The sequence below is a fragment of the Vogesella sp. AC12 genome (assembly GCF_024437575.1).
Taxonomy (GTDB): Bacteria; Pseudomonadota; Gammaproteobacteria; order Burkholderiales; family Chromobacteriaceae; genus Vogesella; species Vogesella indigofera.
The window spans coordinates 37,214-56,238 of sequence record NZ_JANFNU010000015.1 but is presented as its reverse complement, the minus strand read 5'-3'; the positions used below and the strand labels follow the sequence as shown (position 1 = coordinate 56,238).

General features: G+C 56.0%; 33 protein-coding genes and 1 pseudogene. 32 read left to right on the top strand and 2 right to left on the bottom strand.

Annotated elements, in window-relative coordinates:
- The 32 genes and pseudogenes from NOM55_RS16590 to NOM55_RS16435 form a co-directional block, all read left to right on the top strand.
- Positions 1-81 (top strand): annotated as a pseudogene (locus NOM55_RS16590) (elongation factor Tu); the annotation flags it as partial.
- Between the two features lie 18 nt (positions 82-99).
- Entirely contained in the window at positions 100-411 is a 312-nt protein-coding gene (gene rpsJ, locus NOM55_RS16585) for a 30S ribosomal protein S10 (protein ID WP_047967708.1), read from the top strand.
- Between the two features lie 143 nt (positions 412-554).
- Entirely contained in the window at positions 555-1,199 is a 645-nt protein-coding gene (gene rplC, locus NOM55_RS16580; protein WP_255909738.1) for a 50S ribosomal protein L3, read from the top strand.
- Positions 1,199-1,819: a 50S ribosomal protein L4 gene (rplD, locus tag NOM55_RS16575; protein WP_047967713.1), complete on the top strand. Its 621-nt coding sequence runs from the start codon at positions 1,199-1,201 to the stop codon at positions 1,817-1,819. Before rplC ends, rplD begins: the two co-directional genes overlap by 1 nt.
- Complete coding sequence (rplW, locus tag NOM55_RS16570; protein ID WP_047967712.1) at positions 1,816-2,124, top strand: 50S ribosomal protein L23; 309 nt, start codon at positions 1,816-1,818, stop codon at positions 2,122-2,124. The genes rplD and rplW overlap by 4 nt, the downstream gene beginning before the upstream one ends.
- An 11-nt stretch (positions 2,125-2,135) precedes the next feature.
- Positions 2,136-2,969: a 50S ribosomal protein L2 gene (rplB, locus tag NOM55_RS16565; RefSeq protein WP_082133789.1), complete on the top strand. Its 834-nt coding sequence runs from the start codon at positions 2,136-2,138 to the stop codon at positions 2,967-2,969.
- 7 nt (positions 2,970-2,976) lie between these two features.
- A complete protein-coding gene (gene rpsS / locus NOM55_RS16560; RefSeq protein ID WP_047967705.1) occupies positions 2,977-3,255 on the top strand; it encodes a 30S ribosomal protein S19 in 279 nt (92 codons plus the stop codon).
- A gap of 9 nt (positions 3,256-3,264) precedes the next feature.
- Positions 3,265-3,594, top strand: a complete 330-nt coding sequence (gene rplV, locus NOM55_RS16555) for a 50S ribosomal protein L22 (RefSeq protein ID WP_047967704.1) — start codon at positions 3,265-3,267, stop codon at positions 3,592-3,594.
- A 10-nt stretch (positions 3,595-3,604) separates the two neighbouring features.
- Entirely contained in the window at positions 3,605-4,309 is a 705-nt protein-coding gene (gene rpsC / locus NOM55_RS16550) for a 30S ribosomal protein S3 (protein ID WP_255909736.1), read from the top strand.
- Positions 4,293-4,712 (top strand): 50S ribosomal protein L16, encoded by a 420-nt coding sequence (gene rplP, locus NOM55_RS16545; RefSeq protein WP_047967702.1) that lies wholly within the window; start codon positions 4,293-4,295, stop codon positions 4,710-4,712. Before rpsC ends, rplP begins: the two co-directional genes overlap by 17 nt.
- Positions 4,709-4,897 carry a 50S ribosomal protein L29 gene (gene rpmC, locus NOM55_RS16540; protein ID WP_047967701.1) on the top strand — a complete coding sequence of 63 codons (189 nt, stop codon included), beginning with the start codon at positions 4,709-4,711 and terminating at the stop codon, positions 4,895-4,897. The genes rplP and rpmC overlap by 4 nt, the downstream gene beginning before the upstream one ends.
- 1 nt (position 4,898) lies before the next feature.
- Positions 4,899-5,156 carry a 30S ribosomal protein S17 gene (gene rpsQ, locus NOM55_RS16535; RefSeq protein ID WP_047967700.1) on the top strand — a complete coding sequence of 86 codons (258 nt, stop codon included), beginning with the start codon at positions 4,899-4,901 and terminating at the stop codon, positions 5,154-5,156.
- A gap of 189 nt (positions 5,157-5,345) precedes the next feature.
- Positions 5,346-5,714 (top strand): 50S ribosomal protein L14, encoded by a 369-nt coding sequence (rplN, locus tag NOM55_RS16530; RefSeq protein WP_047967699.1) that lies wholly within the window; start codon positions 5,346-5,348, stop codon positions 5,712-5,714.
- Between the two features lie 11 nt (positions 5,715-5,725).
- Positions 5,726-6,040, top strand: a complete 315-nt coding sequence (gene rplX / locus NOM55_RS16525) for a 50S ribosomal protein L24 (RefSeq protein WP_047967698.1) — start codon at positions 5,726-5,728, stop codon at positions 6,038-6,040.
- A 9-nt stretch (positions 6,041-6,049) separates the two neighbouring features.
- A complete protein-coding gene (rplE, locus tag NOM55_RS16520; RefSeq protein WP_047967711.1) occupies positions 6,050-6,589 on the top strand; it encodes a 50S ribosomal protein L5 in 540 nt (179 codons plus the stop codon).
- A 4-nt stretch (positions 6,590-6,593) separates the two neighbouring features.
- Positions 6,594-6,899, top strand: coding sequence for a 30S ribosomal protein S14 (rpsN, locus tag NOM55_RS16515; protein WP_082133788.1), 306 nt, complete (start codon positions 6,594-6,596; stop codon positions 6,897-6,899).
- A gap of 13 nt (positions 6,900-6,912) precedes the next feature.
- Entirely contained in the window at positions 6,913-7,308 is a 396-nt protein-coding gene (gene rpsH, locus NOM55_RS16510) for a 30S ribosomal protein S8 (RefSeq protein ID WP_047967697.1), read from the top strand.
- A gap of 12 nt (positions 7,309-7,320) precedes the next feature.
- Positions 7,321-7,854, top strand: coding sequence for a 50S ribosomal protein L6 (gene rplF / locus NOM55_RS16505; RefSeq protein WP_047967696.1), 534 nt, complete (start codon positions 7,321-7,323; stop codon positions 7,852-7,854).
- 13 nt (positions 7,855-7,867) lie between these two features.
- A complete protein-coding gene (rplR, locus tag NOM55_RS16500) occupies positions 7,868-8,221 on the top strand; it encodes a 50S ribosomal protein L18 (protein WP_047967695.1) in 354 nt (117 codons plus the stop codon).
- Positions 8,222-8,233: 12 nt separating this feature from the next.
- Entirely contained in the window at positions 8,234-8,752 is a 519-nt protein-coding gene (rpsE, locus tag NOM55_RS16495; protein ID WP_047967694.1) for a 30S ribosomal protein S5, read from the top strand.
- Positions 8,745-8,930 carry a 50S ribosomal protein L30 gene (gene rpmD / locus NOM55_RS16490; RefSeq protein WP_047967693.1) on the top strand — a complete coding sequence of 62 codons (186 nt, stop codon included), beginning with the start codon at positions 8,745-8,747 and terminating at the stop codon, positions 8,928-8,930. The genes rpsE and rpmD overlap by 8 nt, the downstream gene beginning before the upstream one ends.
- Before the next feature lies 1 nt (position 8,931).
- A complete protein-coding gene (rplO, locus tag NOM55_RS16485) occupies positions 8,932-9,366 on the top strand; it encodes a 50S ribosomal protein L15 (protein WP_047967692.1) in 435 nt (144 codons plus the stop codon).
- Between the two features lie 10 nt (positions 9,367-9,376).
- Positions 9,377-10,693 (top strand): preprotein translocase subunit SecY, encoded by a 1,317-nt coding sequence (secY, locus tag NOM55_RS16480; RefSeq protein ID WP_047967691.1) that lies wholly within the window; start codon positions 9,377-9,379, stop codon positions 10,691-10,693.
- A 20-nt stretch (positions 10,694-10,713) separates the two neighbouring features.
- Positions 10,714-10,932, top strand: coding sequence for a translation initiation factor IF-1 (infA, locus tag NOM55_RS16475; RefSeq protein ID WP_047967690.1), 219 nt, complete (start codon positions 10,714-10,716; stop codon positions 10,930-10,932).
- A 35-nt stretch (positions 10,933-10,967) separates the two neighbouring features.
- Positions 10,968-11,081, top strand: a complete 114-nt coding sequence (rpmJ, locus tag NOM55_RS16470) for a 50S ribosomal protein L36 (protein ID WP_011137711.1) — start codon at positions 10,968-10,970, stop codon at positions 11,079-11,081.
- Between the two features lie 70 nt (positions 11,082-11,151).
- Entirely contained in the window at positions 11,152-11,514 is a 363-nt protein-coding gene (gene rpsM, locus NOM55_RS16465; RefSeq protein WP_047967689.1) for a 30S ribosomal protein S13, read from the top strand.
- A 15-nt stretch (positions 11,515-11,529) separates the two neighbouring features.
- A complete protein-coding gene (gene rpsK, locus NOM55_RS16460; protein ID WP_017507353.1) occupies positions 11,530-11,925 on the top strand; it encodes a 30S ribosomal protein S11 in 396 nt (131 codons plus the stop codon).
- An 18-nt stretch (positions 11,926-11,943) separates the two neighbouring features.
- Positions 11,944-12,564, top strand: a complete 621-nt coding sequence (rpsD, locus tag NOM55_RS16455) for a 30S ribosomal protein S4 (RefSeq protein WP_047967688.1) — start codon at positions 11,944-11,946, stop codon at positions 12,562-12,564.
- A 23-nt stretch (positions 12,565-12,587) separates the two neighbouring features.
- On the top strand, positions 12,588-13,571 hold the full coding sequence (gene rpoA / locus NOM55_RS16450; protein ID WP_120809396.1) for a DNA-directed RNA polymerase subunit alpha: 984 nt from the start codon (positions 12,588-12,590) through the stop codon (positions 13,569-13,571).
- Positions 13,572-13,593: 22 nt separating this feature from the next.
- Positions 13,594-13,983, top strand: coding sequence for a 50S ribosomal protein L17 (gene rplQ, locus NOM55_RS16445; protein ID WP_047967686.1), 390 nt, complete (start codon positions 13,594-13,596; stop codon positions 13,981-13,983).
- 475 nt (positions 13,984-14,458) lie between these two features.
- Positions 14,459-14,845, top strand: coding sequence for an aldehyde dehydrogenase family protein (locus tag NOM55_RS16440; RefSeq protein WP_255909734.1), 387 nt, complete (start codon positions 14,459-14,461; stop codon positions 14,843-14,845).
- Between the two features lie 120 nt (positions 14,846-14,965).
- On the top strand, positions 14,966-16,588 hold the full coding sequence (locus NOM55_RS16435; RefSeq protein WP_255909743.1) for a methyl-accepting chemotaxis protein: 1,623 nt from the start codon (positions 14,966-14,968) through the stop codon (positions 16,586-16,588).
- Positions 16,589-16,667: 79 nt separating this feature from the next.
- On the opposite strand, the gene lnt is transcribed toward NOM55_RS16435, so the two are convergent.
- Both lnt and NOM55_RS16425 read right to left on the bottom strand, forming a co-directional pair.
- Positions 16,668-18,182: an apolipoprotein N-acyltransferase gene (gene lnt, locus NOM55_RS16430; RefSeq protein ID WP_255909732.1), complete on the bottom strand. Its 1,515-nt coding sequence runs from the start codon at positions 18,180-18,182 to the stop codon at positions 16,668-16,670.
- Positions 18,183-19,025: an HlyC/CorC family transporter gene (locus NOM55_RS16425; RefSeq protein ID WP_255909730.1), complete on the bottom strand. Its 843-nt coding sequence runs from the start codon at positions 19,023-19,025 to the stop codon at positions 18,183-18,185. It abuts the gene before it with no gap.

Genomic DNA, 19,025 nt, shown 5'->3' with positions numbered 1-19,025 from the left:
ATGGAAGAAGGTCTGCGTTTCGCCATCCGTGAAGGTGGTCGCACCGTTGGTGCTGGCGTTGTTGCCAAAATCATCGCCTAATCGGAAGCCGAGAACGATATGCAAAGCCAAAAAATCCGTATCCGCCTGAAAGCTTTCGATTACAACCTGATCGACCGCTCCGCACAGGAAATCGTTGAAACCGCCAAGCGCACTGGTGCCGTTGTTAAGGGCCCGGTTCCGCTGCCGACCAAAATCGAGCGTTTCAACATCCTGCGTTCCCCGCACGTTAACAAGTCGTCCCGCGATCAGCTGGAAATCCGTACGCACCTGCGTCTGATGGACATCGTTGATCCGACCGACAAGACTGTTGATGCGCTGATGAAGCTGGACCTGCCAGCCGGTGTGGATGTAGAAATCAAGCTACAGTAACAGCACTATTTCATGCGCCGTGAGCTAAGTGCTTGCGGTTATTGAATTTTATTGTTACATTAGCGGACTCACCATTGTGGTGAGTCCGCTTTTCTTTTGAGTAAGCCGGTCAATCGTAATCGGCGCCTGTAAAGGAAATAAACATGACTTTAGGTCTGGTCGGTCGCAAAGTCGGCATGACCCGCATTTTTGCTGAAGATGGCGCAACCATCCCGGTAACTGTGCTGGATATGTCCGCAAACCGCGTATCGCAAGTAAAGACTGCTGAAACTGATGGCTACACTGCCGTTCAGGTTGCAGCAGGTGTTCGCAAGGCAAATCGTGTAACCAAGGCTCAGGCCGGTCACTTTGCCAAAGCTGGCGTTGATGCCGCTCGCGTTATGCGCGAGTTCCCTCTGTCCTCAGAGGCACTGGCATCGCTGAACGTTGGTGATGCCATCTCCGTCGAGATTTTCCAGGTTGGCCAGTTGGTCGACGTAACTGGTACCTCGAAAGGTAAGGGCTTCTCCGGCGCCATCAAGCGTCACAACTTCAGTTCCAACCGCGCTTCGCACGGTAACTCTGTTTCTCACAACTCCGCCGGTTCCATCGGTCAGGCGCAAGATCCGGGTCGCGTTTTCCCGGGTAAGCGTATGGCTGGTCAGTACGGTAACGTCAAGAGCACTATCCAGTGCCTGGAAGTTGTCCGTGTTGATGTGGAGCGTCAACTGCTTCTGGTGAAGGGTGCTGTGCCTGGTGCCAAGAACGGTGATGTAGTGGTGCGTCCTAGCGTGAAGGCAGGTGCATGATGGAATTGAAAGTGATCAACGCCCAGGGCCAGCAAGTTGAAGCCCTGCAAGCCTCTGAAGCACTCTTCGCCCGTGACTACAACGAAGCGCTGGTGCATCAGGTAGTAACTGCATTCTTGGCAAATGCGCGCAGTGGTAACCGTGCGCAGTTGACTCGTGCTGAAGTAAAACACTCCACCAAGAAGCCATTCCGTCAAAAGGGCACCGGTCGTGCTCGTGCCGGTATGACTTCCTCGCCACTGTGGCGTGGTGGTGGTCGTGCGTTCCCGAATTCGCCTGACGAAAACTTCACGCACAAGGTTAACCGTAAGCAATACCGTGCCGGTATGGCTACGATCCTGTCGCAGCTGGTACGTGACGAGCGTTTGATCGTCGTGGACAGCCTGACAGTTGAAACGCCAAAGACAAAGGAATTTGCCGCCAAGGTGAAGTCCCTGGGTCTGGATCGTGCTCTGTTCATCACTGGCGAGCTCGACGAGAACCTGTATCTGTCTTCCCGCAACTTGCCAAACGTCCTGGTGATTGAAGCTCAGCAAGCTGACCCGTTCAGCCTTGTTCGTTTCAAGAAGGTTGTTATCACCCGTGATGCCATCAAGCAACTCGAGGAGCAATGGGCATGAATCAGGAACGTTTGCTGCAAGTAATTTTGGCGCCGGTGGTTTCTGAAAAGAGCACCATGGTTGCCGAGAAAAACCAGCAGGTGGTATTCCGCGTGGTTGCCAATGCAACCAAGCCTGAAATCAAGGCTGCCGTTGAACTGCTGTTCAACGTCAAGGTTGATGGCGTTTCCACGCTGAATGTTAAGGGCAAGTCCAAGCGTTTCGGCCGTTTCGTCGGCAAGCGCAAAGACTGGAAAAAGGCTTACGTGAGCCTTGCCCAAGGTCAAGAAATCGACCTGACCGCTACCCCTGTTGCTGCGGAATAAGGAGATAGACTATGGCTCTGGTAAAAGTAAAACCGACGTCTGCTGGTCGCCGTGCTGTTGTCAAGGTGGTAAACCCTGACCTGTACAAAGGCCGCCCGCACGCCGCACTGGTTGAGAAGAAAAACTCGACCGGTGGCCGTAACAACAACGGCCACATCACTACCCGTCACATGGGTGGTGGTCACAAGAAACAGTATCGCATCATCGATTTCCGTCGTAACAAAGACGCGGTTCCGGCCAAGGTTGAGCGTATCGAATACGATCCAAACCGTACAGCCAACATCGCGCTGCTGTGTTACGCGGATGGTGAGCGTCGCTACATCATTGCCCCGCGTGGCGTAAAGGTTGGTGCTGAGCTGATGTCCGGTTCCGAAGCACCGATCAAAGCTGGTAATGCCTTGCCAATCCGTAATATCCCGGTTGGTACCACCATCCACTGCATCGAGCTGCAACCAGGCAAGGGCGCGCAAATTGCCCGTTCCGCCGGCTGCTCCGCCATGCTGCTGGCTCGTGAAGGCATCTACGCTCAGCTGCGTCTGCGCTCTGGCGAGATCCGTCGTGTACACGTTGACTGCCGCGCCACTGTTGGCGAAGTGGGCAACGAAGAACATAGCCTGCGCAAGATTGGTAAGGCCGGTGCAAACCGTTGGCGCGGTATCCGCCCAACAGTTCGCGGTACTGCCATGAACCCGGTTGACCACCCACACGGTGGTGGTGAAGGCCGTACAGGTGAAGGTCGTGTTCCTGTTAGTCCGTGGGGTACCCCGACTAAGGGCTTCCGTACACGTCGTAACAAGCGCACTGACAACATGATTGTACGTCGTCGCTTCTCGAATAAAGGGTAATTGAGCTATGGCACGTTCGCTTAAAAAAGGCCCGTTCGTTGACCTGCACCTGCTGAAAAAAGTGGATGCGGTGCGTGCAACGAGCGACAAGCGTCCAATCAAGACTTGGTCGCGCCGTTCGACGATTTTGCCTGACTTCATCGGTCTGACCATTGCGGTTCACAACGGTCGTACGCACGTTCCGGTGTATGTTTCCGAAAACATGGTTGGCCACAAGCTCGGTGAATTCTCGCTGACTCGTACCTTCAAAGGCCACGCGGCTGACAAGAAGGCCAAGAAGAAATAAGGTGATGCGATGAGAGTTTCTGCACAACTTAATAATGCACGCCTGTCGGCACAAAAATGCCGTCTGGTTGCAGACCTGATCCGCGGCCAAGCCGTCGGCCAGGCACTGAATATCCTGACCTTCAGCCCGAAAAAGGGTGCCGCGCTCATCAAGAAGGTGCTTGAGTCCGCTATCGCCAATGCTGAGCATAACGAAGGCGCTGATATCGACACCCTCAAGGTGACTTCCATCTACGTTGATAAGGGTCCTAGCCTCAAGCGTTTCTCCGCCCGTGCCAAAGGCCGCGGTAACCGCATTGAGAAGCAGACCTGCCATATCACGCTCAGTGTTGGCAACTAAGGGGTAAGCTATGGGTCAGAAGATTCATCCGACGGGTTTCCGTCTCGCAGTGACTAAAAACTGGTCTTCCAAATGGTTTGCAAATTCGCATGACTTTGCCGGCCAGCTGAAGCAAGACATCGATGTACGCGAGTTCCTGAAGAAGCGCCTGGCGCATGCTTCGGTAGGTCGTGTTGTTATCGAGCGTCCAGCCAAGTCCGCCCGTATTACCATTCACAGCGCCCGTCCAGGTGTTGTTATCGGTAAGAAAGGCGAAGACATTGAAGTTCTGAAGAAAGAACTGCAGCGTCGTCTTGGTGTGCCTGTGCACGTCAATATCGAAGAAGTTCGCAAGCCAGAGATCGATGCTCAGATCATCGCCGACGGTATCGCCTCGCAGCTGGAAAAGCGTGTGATGTTCCGTCGTGCCATGAAGCGTTCCATGCAAAATGCAATGCGCATGGGTGCCCAGGGCATCAAGATCATGAGCTCCGGTCGTCTGAATGGTATCGATATCGCTCGTAGCGAATGGTACCGTGAAGGCCGCGTACCTCTGCACACTCTGCGTGCAGATGTTGACTACGCTACTTCTGAAGCTCACACCACCTACGGTGTTATCGGCATCAAGGTATGGGTATACAAGGGTGATATCAAGCCAGGTCAAGTCCAGGCTGCCCCTGTAGCACCAGAGAAGAAATCCAGAAAGGCAGGAGCTCGAAATGCTGCAGCCAACTAGACTGAAATACCGTAAACAGCAGAAAGGTCGCAATACTGGTATCGCGACCCGCGGCAACAAAGTTAGCTTCGGCGATTTTGGTTTGAAAGCAATCGGTCGTGGTCGTCTGACTGCCCGTCAAATCGAAGCGGCTCGTCGTGCTATGACTCGTCACATCAAGCGTGGCGGTCGCATCTGGATCCGCGTATTCCCAGACAAGCCAATCACTTCCAAGCCAGCCGAAGTTCGTATGGGTGGGGGTAAGGGTAGTCCGGAATACTTCGTGGCCGAAATTCAGCCAGGCAAAATGTTGTACGAGATGGATGGTGTTGCCGAAGAACTGGCACGCGAAGCCTTCCGTCTTGCAGCTGCCAAGTTGCCTATTCCGACAGTGTTTGTAATTAAACAGGTGGGTCAGCAATGAAAGCATCCGAACTGAGAGCGAAAAGTGTTGATGAGCTGAAGGCCGAGTTGCTTGGTTTGCTGAAGGCGCAATTTGCACTGCGCATGCAGCACGCAACTCAACAGCTCGCCAAGAATAGTGAGCTGAAAAAGGTGCGTCGCGATATCGCCCGTACCCGCACTGTTCTGAAAGAAAAGGCTGCCTGAGATGAGCGAAACTAAAGTAGTCCGCACGCTGGTCGGCAAAGTAGTCAGCGATAAGATGAACAAGACCGTTACTGTTCTGGTAGAGCGCAAAGTAAAGCACCCTATCTACGGTAAAATTGTTCGTCGCTCCAAAAAGTTTCACGCTCATGACGAAACCAACCAGTACAAAACTGGCGATCTCGTTGTGATCAGCGAAACTCGTCCACTCTCCCGGACGAAAACTTGGGTTGTGACCTCACTGGTAGAGCGCGCAGTTTAATCTGTGTGTAATGCTTGCAGGGGGGCTTGCCCCTCTGTATAATGTGTGATTCGGTGTTCAGCCGAAGTCATCCCTTACGGGGTCCAAGACTGGCCGTTGGATACGCCACCTTACTTTAGGTGGCGTTTCTTTCATCTTCTTGAAGGTGAAAGAAAGTGACGGAATTAAGTTGGATAGAAAGGTAATCAAATGATTCAAATGCAGTCCATTTTGGATGTTGCAGACAACACTGGTGCGCGTTCTGTTATGTGCATCAAGGTGTTGGGCGGCTCCAAGCGTCGCTACGCTGGCGTGGGCGACATCATCAAGGTGAGCATCAAGGATGCAGCACCTCGCGGTCGCGTGAAAAAAGGTGATGTGTACAACGCTGTTGTCGTGCGTACTGCCAAGGGCGTTCGCCGTCCTGACGGTTCGCTCATCAAGTTTGATGGCAACGCTGCAGTTCTTCTGAACAATAAGCTGGAGCCTATCGGTACCCGTATTTTCGGGCCGGTGACTCGTGAGCTTCGTACCGAGCGTTTCATGAAGATCGTTTCGCTCGCGCCAGAAGTGCTGTAAGGAGACCACAGATGCGCAAAATTCGTAAAGGTGATGAAGTCGTAGTAATCACCGGTAAAGACAAGGGCAAGCGCGGTTCCGTTCTGCGTGTCCTGGAAGGCAAAGTCGTAGTGGAAGGCATCAACCTGGTGAAAAAACACCAGAAGCCTAATCCAGTACGTGGTGTCGCTGGTGGCATCGTTGAAAAGACTATGCCGATTGATGTATCTAACGTCGCTATTTTCAATGCGGGTAGCCAGAAAGCTGACCGCGTAGGCTTCAAGGTGCTTGAGGACGGCCGCAAGGTGCGTATCTTCAAATCCACCGGCGAAGTTATCGGCGCGTAAGGGGTGAAGATGGCACGTCTGTACGATTTTTACAAAAACACTGTTGTACCAGAGCTGGTAAAACAGTTCGGTTACAAGTCCCTGATGGAAGTTCCGCGCATTGAGAAGATCACTCTCAACATGGGCGTGGGCGAGGCTGTAGCTGACAAGAAAGTAATGGATCACGCTGTTTCCGACCTGGAAAAGATTGCCGGTCAGAAGCCAGTTGTGACTACCGCACGTAAGTCGATCGCGGGTTTCAAAATCCGTGACCACTACCCGGTTGGTTGCAAAGTGACCCTGCGTCGTGAACGCATGTACGAGTTCCTGGATCGTCTGGTTACGATCTCGCTGCCTCGCGTACGCGACTTCCGTGGCGTTTCTGCCAAATCCTTTGATGGCCGTGGTAACTACAACATGGGCGTTAAAGAGCAGATCATTTTCCCGGAAATCGAATACGACAAAATCGATGCTTTGCGTGGTATGAACATCACTATCACCACTACTGCAAAGACCGATGAGGAAGCCCGCGCTTTGCTGGCTGCGTTCAAATTCCCGTTCAAGGGCTAAGCACATGGCAACTCTAGCTTTGATTAATCGTGAAGAGAAGCGCGCTAAGCTCGTGGCTAAGTACGCCGGCAAGCGTGAAGCGCTCCTCGCTATCATCAATAACCAGAATCTTTCCGAAGAAGAGCGTTTTGCTGCTCGTCTGCAACTGCAGACCCTGCCGCGTAATGCTAGCCCGGTTCGCCAGCGCCGCCGCTGCGCACTGACTGGTCGCCCTCGCGGTGTATTCCGTAAATTCGGTTTGGCACGTAACAAGCTGCGCGAACTCGCCATGAAAGGCGAGATCCCGGGCGTGACTAAAGCCAGCTGGTAATAGGAGATACAGAATGAGCATGCAAGATCCTATCTCCGATATGTTGACTCGTATCCGCAACGCCCAACGTGCTGCTAAAGCCGTTGTTGCAATGCCTTCTTCCAAGTTGAAGGTGGCCATTGCTCAGGTGTTGAAGGAAGAGGGTTATATCGAGACTTTTTCTGTTACCGATGCTGATAAAAAGCCGGTTCTGGAAATTGAATTGAAGTACTACGTTGGTCGTCCGGTAATCGAGAAGATCGAGCGCGTTTCGCGCCCAGGTCTGCGCGTTTACAAGGGTTCCAACGAGATCCCTAAAGTAATGAACGGTCTTGGTGTCGCTATCGTTTCGACTTCAAGTGGTGTGATGACTGATCGTAAAGCACGTGCAGCCGGTATCGGCGGCGAACTGCTCTGCGTCGTAGCCTAATCGGAGGGTTGAATGTCTCGCGTAGCAAAAAACCCGGTAGTCATCCCTGCTGGCGTAGAAGTGAAATTCGGTGCTGAAGAAGTGACTGTAAAAGGCGCTCTCGGCTCTTTGAGCACAGCACTGTGTGCTGATGTTGAAGTCAAGCTGGTTGATAACCAGCTCGAATTTGCCGCCAAGAACGACAGCAAGTTCGCACGTTCCATGTCCGGAACCCTGCGCGCGCTGCTGAACAACATGGTCATTGGTGTTAGCAAGGGTTTTGAGAAAAAGCTGAACCTGGTGGGTGTGGGTTACCGCGCTCAAGCCCAAGGTGAAGCACTCAACCTGTCCCTTGGTTTCTCGCACCCGGTTGTTCACGCCATGCCAGCCGGCATCAAGTGTGAAACCCCGACTCAGACCGAGATTTTGATCAAGGGTGCCAACAAGCAGTTGGTTGGCCAGGTCGCAGCCGAGATCCGTGCTTATCGTTCCCCAGAGCCTTACAAGGGCAAGGGCGTGCGTTATGCCGACGAGGTTGTGGTTCTGAAAGAAACCAAGAAGAAGTAATTGAGGCCCTGAAATGGACAAGAAACAGACTCGACTCCGCCGCGCACGTAAAACCCGTGCCCGTATTGCGGAGCTCAAGGTGGCTCGTCTGTGCGTTCATCGCACTAACAGCCATATCTATGCTCAAGTGATTGACGCAACCGGTAATGTTGTTCTGGCTAGCGCCTCCTCCCTGGAGTCCGCTGTGCGTGCCGACCTGAGCAATGGCGGCAACACCGCTGCTGCTGCGGTTGTTGGCAAGAACATTGCTGAAAAAGCTAAGGCTGCTGGTATCAACCAAGTTGCTTTCGATCGTTCGGGTTTCAAATACCATGGCCGTATCAAAGCCCTGGCTGACGCAGCCCGTGAAAACGGTCTTGTATTCTAATCGGAGTTAAGAATGGCTAAGCACGAGATCGAAGATCGTGGCGATGGTCTGATCGAGAAGATGATCGGCGTAAACCGCGTCACCAAAGTGGTGAAGGGCGGTCGTATCATGGCCTTCTCGGCTCTGACCGTAGTTGGCGATGCTGACGGTGGTATTGGCATGGGCAAAGGGCGTTCGAAAGAAGTGCCAGTTGCTGTGCAAAAAGGTATGGAGCAGGCTCGTCGCAACATGATCAAGGTTCCGCTGAAAAACGGCACCATCCATCATGCTGTTGTCGGCAAGCACGGTGCGACCACTGTGTTCATGCAGCCAGCTAAAGAGGGTGCCGGTGTTAAAGCTGGTGGTCCTATGCGCGCTGTATTCGAAGCACTGGGCGTACACAACGTTACTGCCAAGATCCATGGCTCGACCAACCCGTACAACGTGGTTCGCGCTACGATTGACGGTTTGAGCAAAATGGCAACTCCTTCGCAGATCGCTGCGAAGCGTGGCCTGACCGTTGCTCAGATTCTGGGAGCGGATCATGAGTGATGTTAAAAAAATCCGTGTGACTCTGGTTAAGAGTCTGATTGGTCGCATCGAGTCTCATAAAGCTTGCGCGAATGGTCTGGGTCTGAAGAAGATCAACCAAGTCGTTGAAGTGATTGATACTCCTGCTAACCGTGGCATGATCAACAAGATCAGCTACCTGGTTAAGAGCGAGGGTTAATATGCTGCTGAATACTATTAAGCCTGCAGCCGGTGCCAAACACGCAAAGCGTCGCGTGGGTCGTGGTATCGGTAGCGGTCTGGGCAAGACTGCTGGCCGTGGTCACAAAGGTCAGAAGAGCCGTGCTGGTGGCTTCCACAAGGTAGGTTTCGAAGGCGGTCAGATGCCTCTGCAACGTCGCCTGCCGAAGCGTGGCTTCAAGTCCCTGACTGCTGGCGATGTAGCCGAAGTTCGCTTGTCCGAACTGGCGCTGATGCCGGTTGACGAGATCGACCTGTTGTCCCTGAAGCAAGCCGGCATCGTGCCGACGCAAGCTCTGGGTGCAAAAGTCATCCTGTCCGGCAAGGTTGAGCGTGCTCTTAAACTGCGTGGCATCGCTGCCACCGCTGGTGCCAAGGCTGCAATCGAAGCCGCTGGCGGTAGCTTCGTAGAATAAGGTAAAGCTCGTGGCGAATGCTTCTCTAGTTGGTAATGCCAGTAAATTTGGTGACCTCAAGCAGCGGATTTTCTTTTTGATCGGCGCGCTGATTGTTTATCGCATCGGTGCCCACGTTCCGGTGCCTGGTATCAATCCGGTAGAACTAGCGAAGTTGTTCCAGTCATCACAGACGGGCCTGCTTGACATGTTCAACATGTTCTCGGGCGGGGCCCTGTCGAGATTTTCGGTATTTGCCCTGGGCATCATGCCGTACATCTCCGCCTCCATCATTCTTCAACTGGCTTCAGAAATTGTTCCAACGCTGAAGCAGTTGAAGAAGGAGGGTGATGCTGGCCGTCGCAAAATCACTCAGTACACGCGTTATGCAACGCTCTTTTTGGCTACGTTCCAGAGTTTCGGTATTGCTGTCATGCTGTTCAAGCAACCGGAGCTGGTGCTGAGTGGTCAGACCGAGTTTTATGTAACGACCGTGGTGACCCTGGTCACCGGCACCATGTTCCTCATGTGGCTGGGCGAGCAGATTACCGAACGTGGTTTGGGAAATGGTATTTCGTTGATCATCTGTTCGGGTATTGCCGCTGGCATTCCCGGATCGATCGGTCAGACACTGACCCTGGCTAGCCAGGGCTCCTTGTCCATCCTGCTGGCGATTGCCTTGTTTGCGGGCGTGATTGCTGTCACTTACCTGGTGGTGTTCGTTGAACGCGGCCAACGTAAAGTGCTGGTCAACTACGCCAAGCGGCAGGTTGGCAACCGCGTGATGCAGGGCCAGTCGACGCATATGCCACTGAAGCTGAATATGGCCGGGGTCATCCCGCCGATTTTTGCATCCAGCATCATTCTTTTCCCGGCAACCGTACTGGGCTGGTTTGGTAATACCGAAGGCTTGGGTGTGCTGAAGTCTGTTGCAGACAAGTTGCATCCTGGTCAGCCGCTGTATGTTCTGCTCTATGCTGCTGCTATCGTTTTCTTCTGTTACTTCTATACCGCCCTTGTGTTCAACCCCAAGGAAACGGCTGATAACCTGAAGAAAAGCGGTGCGTTCATTCCGGGTATCCGTCCGGGTGAGCAGACGTCGCGTTATATTGAGAAAATCATTCTCCGTCTAACACTTATTGGTGCGATCTACATCACGCTGGTTTGCTTGTTGCCTGAGTTCCTGATCCTGAAGTGGAATGTACCGTTCTACTTTGGCGGGACTTCGCTGTTGATCATTGTTGTCGTGACAATGGACTTCATGGCGCAGGTCCAGTCCTACGTGTTGTCTCACCAGTATGACGGGTTGCTCAAGAAGGCCAACTTCAAGGGCGCATCCGGTCGCTGACGGTCAACGGTAGCAGTTTTATGGCTAAAGAAGATACCATCCAGATGCAGGGCGAGATCCTGGAAAATTTGCCTAGCGCAACTTTCAAGGTCAAGCTCGAGAATGGACACATTGTGCTCGGGTATATTTCCGGAAAGATGCGGATGCACTACATCCGCATCCTGCCGGGAGATAAGGTGACAGTAGAAATGACACCTTATGATTTGTCCCGTGCCCGTATTGTGTTCCGTGCGAAGTAGTCGCACTTGCTCTTTTCAGATAGAAAGGAACTGAAATGCGTGTACAACCTTCGGTAAAGAAAATTTGCCGTAACTGCAAAATCATTCGCCGCAATCGTGTGGTACGAGTGATCTGCACTGATCCGCGTCACAAACAAAAACAAGGCTAACATTTGTTAGCCAGGTTTTCGTATGTTACAATCGCAACCTTTTCAAGCTCGTAAAGCTTAAGGAAAGAGAATGGCCCGTATTGCAGGGGTAAACATCCCCAATCATGCGCATGCCGTTATCGGCCTGCAGGCTATCTATGGCATCGGTTCTACTCGTGCGAAGCTCATTTGTGCTTCCGCGAGCGTTAATCCTTCTTCCAAGATCAAGGATTTGACCGAAGCCGAGATGGAATCTCTGCGTGTAGAAGTCAGCAAGTTCACTGTTGAAGGTGACCTGCGTCGCGAAATTACCATGAGCATCAAGCGTTTGATGGACATGGGTTCTTATCGCGGTTTCCGCCATCGTCGCGGTCTGCCTTGCCGTGGTCAGCGCACCCGCACGAATGCACGCACCCGTAAGGGTCCGCGCAAGCCGATCGCCGGCAAGAAGTAATAAGGAACATAGATAATGGCTAAAGCAAACACAGCAGTGCGTGTACGCAAAAAGGTACGCAAAAGCGTAAGCGATGGCATCGTCCACGTTCACGCTTCCTTTAATAACACCATCATCACCATCACTGACCGTCAAGGGAATGCTTTGTCTTGGGCTACCTCCGGCGGTGCTGGTTTTAAAGGCTCGCGTAAAAGTACACCGTTTGCAGCTCAGGTAGCTGCAGAGCACGCTGGTAAAGTTGCCCAAGAATATGGTGTAAAGAACCTTGAGGTTCGTATCAAGGGCCCAGGCCCTGGTCGTGAATCCTCCGTGCGTGCCCTGAACGCCCTTGGCTTCAAAGTTACCAGCATCTCCGACGTGACTCCGGTACCACATAACGGATGTCGCCCTCCCAAGAAACGTCGTATCTAATCCGGAGAGTCTGAGAACATGGCACGTTATATTGGCCCAAAATGTAAGCTTGCTCGTCGCGAAGGGACTGATCTCTTCCTGAAGAGTGCCCGTCGCGCACTTGATTCCAAGTGTAAGCTTGATACCCCTCCTGGTCAGCACGGCGCGAAAAAAGGCCGTCTGTCTGACTATGGTGTACAGCTGCGTGAAAAGCAGAAAGTTCGTCGTATTTACGGCATTATGGAACGTCAATTCCGTAAGTACTTTGCTGAAGCAGCTCGTCGTCAAGGCTCCACCGGTGAAAACCTGCTGAAGATCCTTGAAGCTCGTCTGGACAACGTTGTTTATCGCATGGGCTTTGGTTCCACCCGTGCTGAAGCACGTCAGCTGGTTAGCCACAAGGCAATCACTGTGAATGGTCAGATTGTGAATATTCCTTCTTTCCAAGTGAAAGCAGGCGACGTTGTTGCTATTCGCGAAAAGTCCAAGAAGCAAGTGCGTATTCAGGAAGGCTTGGCGCTGGCCGAGCAAATCGGCTTCCCTTCGTGGGTTGCTGTTGACAGCAAGAAGATGGAAGGTGTCTTCAAGACTGCTCCTGAGCGTTCCGAGCTGTCTAGCGATATCAACGAGCAGCTCGTTGTGGAATATTACTCCAAGTAATCGCTAGCTCTTAAGGAATGACTATGCAAAACAGCGCTTCGGAATTTCTGAAACCGCGTTTGATCGATGTGCAGCCGGTTTCGGCTACACACGCCCGTGTGTCGATGGAGCCGTTCGAGCGTGGTTATGCCCATACTCTGGGTAACGCCCTGCGCCGGATCCTGCTCTCGTCGATGCCTGGTTACGCACCGACCGAAGTTACTATTGCTGGCGTTTTGCATGAGTATTCCGCTCTTGACGGTGTTCGGGAGGATGTCGTTGACATTCTTCTGAACCTGAAGGGTGTAGTACTCAAACTGCATGGTCGTGACAGTGTCATTCTTTCCCTGAAAAAGGAAGGTGAAGGCCCTGTCCTGGCTGGTGATCTGGAATTGCCGCACGATGTTGAGGTGATCAACCCTGATCACGTCATCTGCAACCTGTCGGTTGGCGGCAAGATTGATATGGAAGTCAAAGTTGAGAAGGGCCGTGGCTATCAGCCAGTTTCCGCCCGTATCAGCCATGATGACAACCGTACCATCGGCACCATCCAGCTCGATGCTTCGTTCTCCCCGGTGAACCGCTGCAGCTTCAATGTTGAGAGCGCCCGTGTGGAGCAGCGCACAGACCTTGACCGTCTGGTGCTGGACATCGAGACCAATGGCGTGATCGAGCCGGAAGAAGCAGTGCGTATTGCTGCCCGCATCCTGGTTGATCAGCTGTCGATTTTTGCAGACTTGCAAGGCACCGCAGTTGAGGAAATCGTTGAAAAGGCGCCGCCGATCGATCCGATCTTGCTGCGTCCGGTTGACGATCTCGAACTTACGGTACGTTCCGCCAACTGTCTGAAGGCAGAGAACATTTACTACATCGGTGATCTCATTCAGCGTACGGAAACCGAGCTGCTGAAGACTCCGAACCTTGGTCGCAAGTCTCTGAATGAGATCAAGGAAGTTCTCGCTTCTAAAGGCCTGACCCTTGGCATGAAACTTGAGAACTGGCCACCGGCTGGTCTTGAGAAGCCGTAAGTCGGGATAAAAGGACACTAAAATGCGTCATCGTAACAGTAATCGTAAATTGAACCGTACGAGCAGCCACCGTCTTGCGATGCTTCGCAACATGGCTAACTCGTTGCTGCGTCACGAAGTGATCGTGACTACTCTGCCAAAGGCCAAAGAACTGCGCCGTGTCGCCGAGCCGCTGATTACCCTGGGTAAGAAGCCATCGCTGGCCAACCGTCGTCTGGCTTTTGACCGCACTCGTGATCGTGAAATGGTTGTAAAACTGTTTGACGAACTCGGCCCACGTTTTGCTAACCGCAATGGTGGCTATGTGCGTATTCTGAAGTACGGCTTCCGTCAGGGCGACAACGCTCCGATGGCACTGGTTGAACTGGTGGATCGTGCAGAAGAAGCAGTTGCAGTAGAAGCCGCTGAATAAGCAGCTTCAAGTAAAAAAGCCGGCGCAAGCCGGCTTTTTTATTGCCCTCGCCACGTAGGTGGCTCCCGCACCGTTGCCGCCTGCTGTCGTCGGTGCTTCGGCATTGCCTGCACCTTAGTCTAGTAGCTAACGCTGGTCGCTGGGCGTGAAAAGCAGGCACAGCCGTCGGTGTTATTGTGTGCTACCGCATGGTAGGTGATGCGGCAGCACACGGCATGCGATTCCTATCCCATCACCTCGTGTCGCCTAAGACAATTCATGCCGGCAGCGGTGCTGGCTATGTGCTGATTGCAGCATTGGGGGCAGCATGTGTGTCACGGTAGCCGGCCCTCGGTCAGCGTAGCCGCCGCTGATCGTTGCCTTGCTCAAGCAATCACTTTCTGCTTCCGGCCAGCAACCCGTCTATACCGCCTAGCCGTCGTCTTCCGCCCTTGTGAGCTGACCTCTGGCCGGATTCCGCCGTCACATACTGCCGGTGGCACGGCTGCCCGATTTCGATAGTGCGGTACCGCTGCTCAACGCGCACCAGTATGGCAGCGACCGCAACATCTTTACCCGCCCCGTGACGGCTGCGTGCGAGTTTGGCGGCCGCATCCAGGTCGGCATGATCGGGGCCAACCTACCTATCCCGCTGCCGATGGTGTGCCACCGCTTTGGTGGCGAGGCATCACTGTTCGGCGACCAACACGGGTACGGCCCGGAAGTGGGGCTTCTTTCGCCGCATGCAGGCCATGACCGCGCGCTGGCAGGTAAAACTGTGCGCCGAATTGGTGATGCCGACGATGAGGTAACCCTGTCCACGATGAGGGATTACCCGCTATCGCTGTTTTGCCCGGCCCAGGCCGGGTTTTTTTCTGGTTAAATGCTTTAAAAAGGGCAATTGCTCTAGTGGTGGTTTACATAAAGTGATACTAAATAAGCACGCCGGCCCACACGGCGACATAAAACGACAAGGAGAGTAGCGATGAGCAGTAAGGGAACGATGTCATTGAGGCGACGTTTGCAATTGCAGGTGGTACTGGTAGCGGTGCTGCTCTGTATCATCGGCGGCATCACACTGTACTTCGAGCGCGCCTCGCTGTACGCCGACCGCGAGGCCAAGGTGCGTAACCTGGTCGAGAGCGCGGTCACCCTGATCAAGGGTTACGAGGAGATGGCCGCTGCCGGCAAGCTGTCCGAGGCTGATGCCAAGCAGCAGGCGATTACCGTGCTCAACAGCATGCGCTACGACGAGCGCGAGTATTTCTTTGCCTTTGATCCCGCCTGGGTGTGGGTGGCGCACGGCGCCAAGCCGCAGCTGGCCGGCACCAACCTGAAGAGCATCAAGGATCCGACCGGCGTCAACCTCGGCGAGCTGTTCGAGACAGCGGTGCGCGACGGCAACGGCCGCAATTTCGTGTCCTACGTGTGGGACAAACCGGGTTTCGACCAGCCGCAGCCTAAGCTGTCCTATCTCGCCACCAGTGGCAAGTGGGGTTGGGTGGTGGGCACCGGCATCTATCTGGACGACGTGGCGCTGGCGCTGCGCAATACCGCGCTGCTGTTGTTCGCCGAGATCTTTGTCGCGCTGCTGCTGGTGGTGCTGATCGGCTACCTGACCCGCCGCAGCGTGATGCAGCAGCTGGGCGGCGAGCCGGCGCTGACGCGCGACGTGGTGCGCCAGATCGCCCAGGGCCAGCTCAATGTCGCGGTGCCGGTGGCGGCCAGCGACAAGGACAGCCTGCTGGCGGCGGTGGCCGACATGCAGCAGCACCTGCGCGAACTGGTCGGCGGCATCGCCGACAGCAGCCATAGCCTGACCGGCATGGCCGGCAATATTTCCGGCAGTGCCACCGCGGTGGCCACCGGTTCCGAGCAGCAAAGCCGCGCCGCCAGCGACATGGCTGCCTCGATCGAGGAGCTGACTGCAAGCATCAAGCAGATTTCCGAACTGGCCAGCCACGCGCACGCGGTATCGGCCAGCTCCGGCCAGCTGTCGCACAGCGGCGGCGAGGTGATCTCGCGCGCGGTGGACGAGATGCACCGCATCAACGAATCGGTGGATCAGGCGGCGCTGACCATCGGCGATCTGGTCAGCAAGACGCAGACCATCTCCACCATCATGCAGGTGATCAAGGACATCGCCGACCAGACCAACCTGCTGGCACTGAATGCGGCGATCGAGGCGGCGCGGGCCGGTGAGCTGGGCCGTGGTTTTGCCGTGGTCGCCGACGAGGTGCGCAAGCTGTCGGAGCGCACCGGTCAGGCGACGCAGGAGATCGCGGTGATGATCCGCGAGATCCAGAACGGCTCCGAGGCATCGCGCAGCAATATGGAAGAGGCGGTGGAGCGGGTGAAATCCGGGCTGGCTCTGGCGGAGAAGGGCGGCGAGTCGATCCGCCAGATCCGTGACAGCGCCGGCGGCGTGGTGGCGGTGGTGAATGACATTTCGCAGGCGCTGTCGGAGCAGGGTCACGCCAGCGAGGAGATCACCCGCCACGTCGAGCAGATCGCGCAGGCGGCGGCACAGAACGCCGAGGCCGCTGGCCACACCTCCGGTGCCATCGGCGAGTTGCACGGCCTGACCGGCAATCTGCGGCAGATGGTGTCGCGCTTCCACGTGTGACGAAACGGCAAGGTTGGCCGCAGGCTTGCGACCAACCTTGGCAACAGCAAAAAGCCCGACGCAGCGCGTCGGGCTTTGTTCATGCCGCGGTCGGCAACTGGCGGCGGTAACGCTGCCAGCCGTGCAGTGCGATGCCGGCCAGCAGCAGCGCCACGCAGCCCCACAACACCGGCGCATTGCCGTAGCGCATGTACGGCGTCAGCCCGCTGTGGCCCTGTACCCGTGCCGTCAGCGTCTGCCGCGTGTCCGGCGCCGCCACGGTCTGCACCTCGCCGCTGGCATCAATCACCGCGGTCATGCCGGTATTGGTGGCGCGCAGCATCGGGCGCCCGGTTTCCAGCACCCGCGCCTGCGACAGCTGCAGCTGCTGGCTCATCGCGTTGCTGCTGCCGAACCAGGCCAGGTTGCTGACGTTGGCGAGCATGGTGGCGCCAGCGGCGGGGCCGATCAGCTCCTCGCCGAAACCGTCCTCGTAGCAGATGTTGAAGGCGATGCGCTGGTCGGCCACCGCCAGCGGGGCCTGGCTGTCACCGCCGCGGCTGAAGCCGGACAGCGGCATGTCCATGAAGCGGTAGATCCAGCCAGTCACCGCCGGCAGCGGGATGAACTCGCCGAACGGCACCAAGTGGTTCTTGGCGTAGTACGGCTGCGCCGGATCGTTCAGCGCCACCACGGCATTGAGATAGCCGCTGCCGTCGTCGGTGCGGCGCGGAATGCCGGTGATCAGCGTCGCCTGGCGGCGGCTGGCGTCACCGTTGATCATGGTCAGGTAGCCGGAGGGGAGGTCGTCGAGGAACACCGGCAGTGCGGTTTCCGGCAGCAGAAGCAGGTCGGACGGCGGCGCGCTGGCCACCATGCGGTAGTAGGTGCTCAGTGTCAGCTCGAAGGTGGCCGGATCCCATTTCAGCGATTGCGGGATATTGCCCTGCAGCAGCGACACCGCCAGCGGCTTGCCGCTGGCTTGCGTCCACTGCTGCTGTTGCAGCCAGGCGCCGCCGCCCCACAGCGCGGTGACCAGACCCAGCAGCGCCAGCTGCAGCAGGCGGCGCCAGCGCGGCAGCAGCACCAGAATGGCGGCGGACAGCGCCACGGCATAGGTGACGCCGTGGATGCCGGTGACGGCGGCCAGGCCGGCGAGCGGGCTTTCGGTGATCTGGCTGTAGCCGATGGCGCCCCACGGGAAACCGGTCAGCATCCAGCTGCGCAGCCACTCACCCAGCGTCCACAGTGCCGGGAACAGCAGCAGCCAGCGGCTGGCGCTATTGGTGCCGATGCGGCAGGCCAGCCACACCGCCAGCGCCGGGAACAGCGCGAGCCAGGCCGGTAGCAGCAAGGTCATGGCGCCGGCCATCGGCGCCGGCATGCCGCCGATGTCGTGCAGGCTGATGTAGATCCAGTAGAAATTGCTGGTATAGGCGGCCAGCGCCCAGGTGTAGCCGAGCAGGAAGGCGCGTTGCGGCCAACGTTGCACCAGCTCCAGCAGCAGCGCCAGCAACAGTGGCATTAGCAGGAACAGCCGGTAGGGGGCGAAGGCGAACACGGTGGCGGCGCCGGCCAGCAGCACCAGCAGCAAATAGCCGAAGGTACGCAGCATCTAGCGGTCTGCCTGCGGACGGCGCTCGACCAGCAGCGCCTGCAGCCGGCGGCTGTCGGCGCGGATCACGGTGAAATGCCAGTCCTGCAACTGCAGGCCTTCGCCGCGTACCGGCACGTAGCCGAGATTGGCGGTGACCAGGCCGCCGATGGTGTCGACCTCGTCGTCCGGCAGCGCGCATTCGAAGAAGTCGTTGAAGTCGTCGATGCTGGTGGTGGCCAGCACGCGGTAGCGTTCGCCGCGCACCGGCACGATGTCGTCTTCCGATTCGATCAGGTCGTGCTCGTCGTCGATGTCGCCGACGATCACTTCCAGCACGTCCTCGATGGTGATCAGCCCGGACACGCCGCCGTATTCGTCGACCACGATCGCCATGTGCGTCTTGGTGGCGCGGAACTCGCGCAAGAGGCCGTCGAGGCGCTTGCTCTCCGGCACGAACACCACCGGGCGCAGCGTCTTTTGCAGGTCGAAATCGTTGGGCGTCAGGAAGTAGCGCAGCAGGTCCTTGCTCAGCAGGATGCCCTGTACGTCGTCCTTGTCCTCGCCGATCACCGGGAAGCGCGAATGGCCGGCCTCGATCACGTGCGACAGCAGCTTTTCCATCGGCTCGGACAGGCGGATCACGTCCATCTGGCTGCGCTGCACCATCACCTCGCGCACGGTGCGCTCGGAGAAGGACAGCACGCCTTCGATCATCGACAGCGCTTCGGCGTCCAGCACATTGCGCTCGAAGGCGGCATGCAGCTGGGAAACCAGCTCTTCGCGGTCTTCCGGTTCGTGGGTAAAGCGGTTGAGCAGGCGCTCGAACCAGTTGGGCGTGGGTTTACTGGAATAATCGTCCAT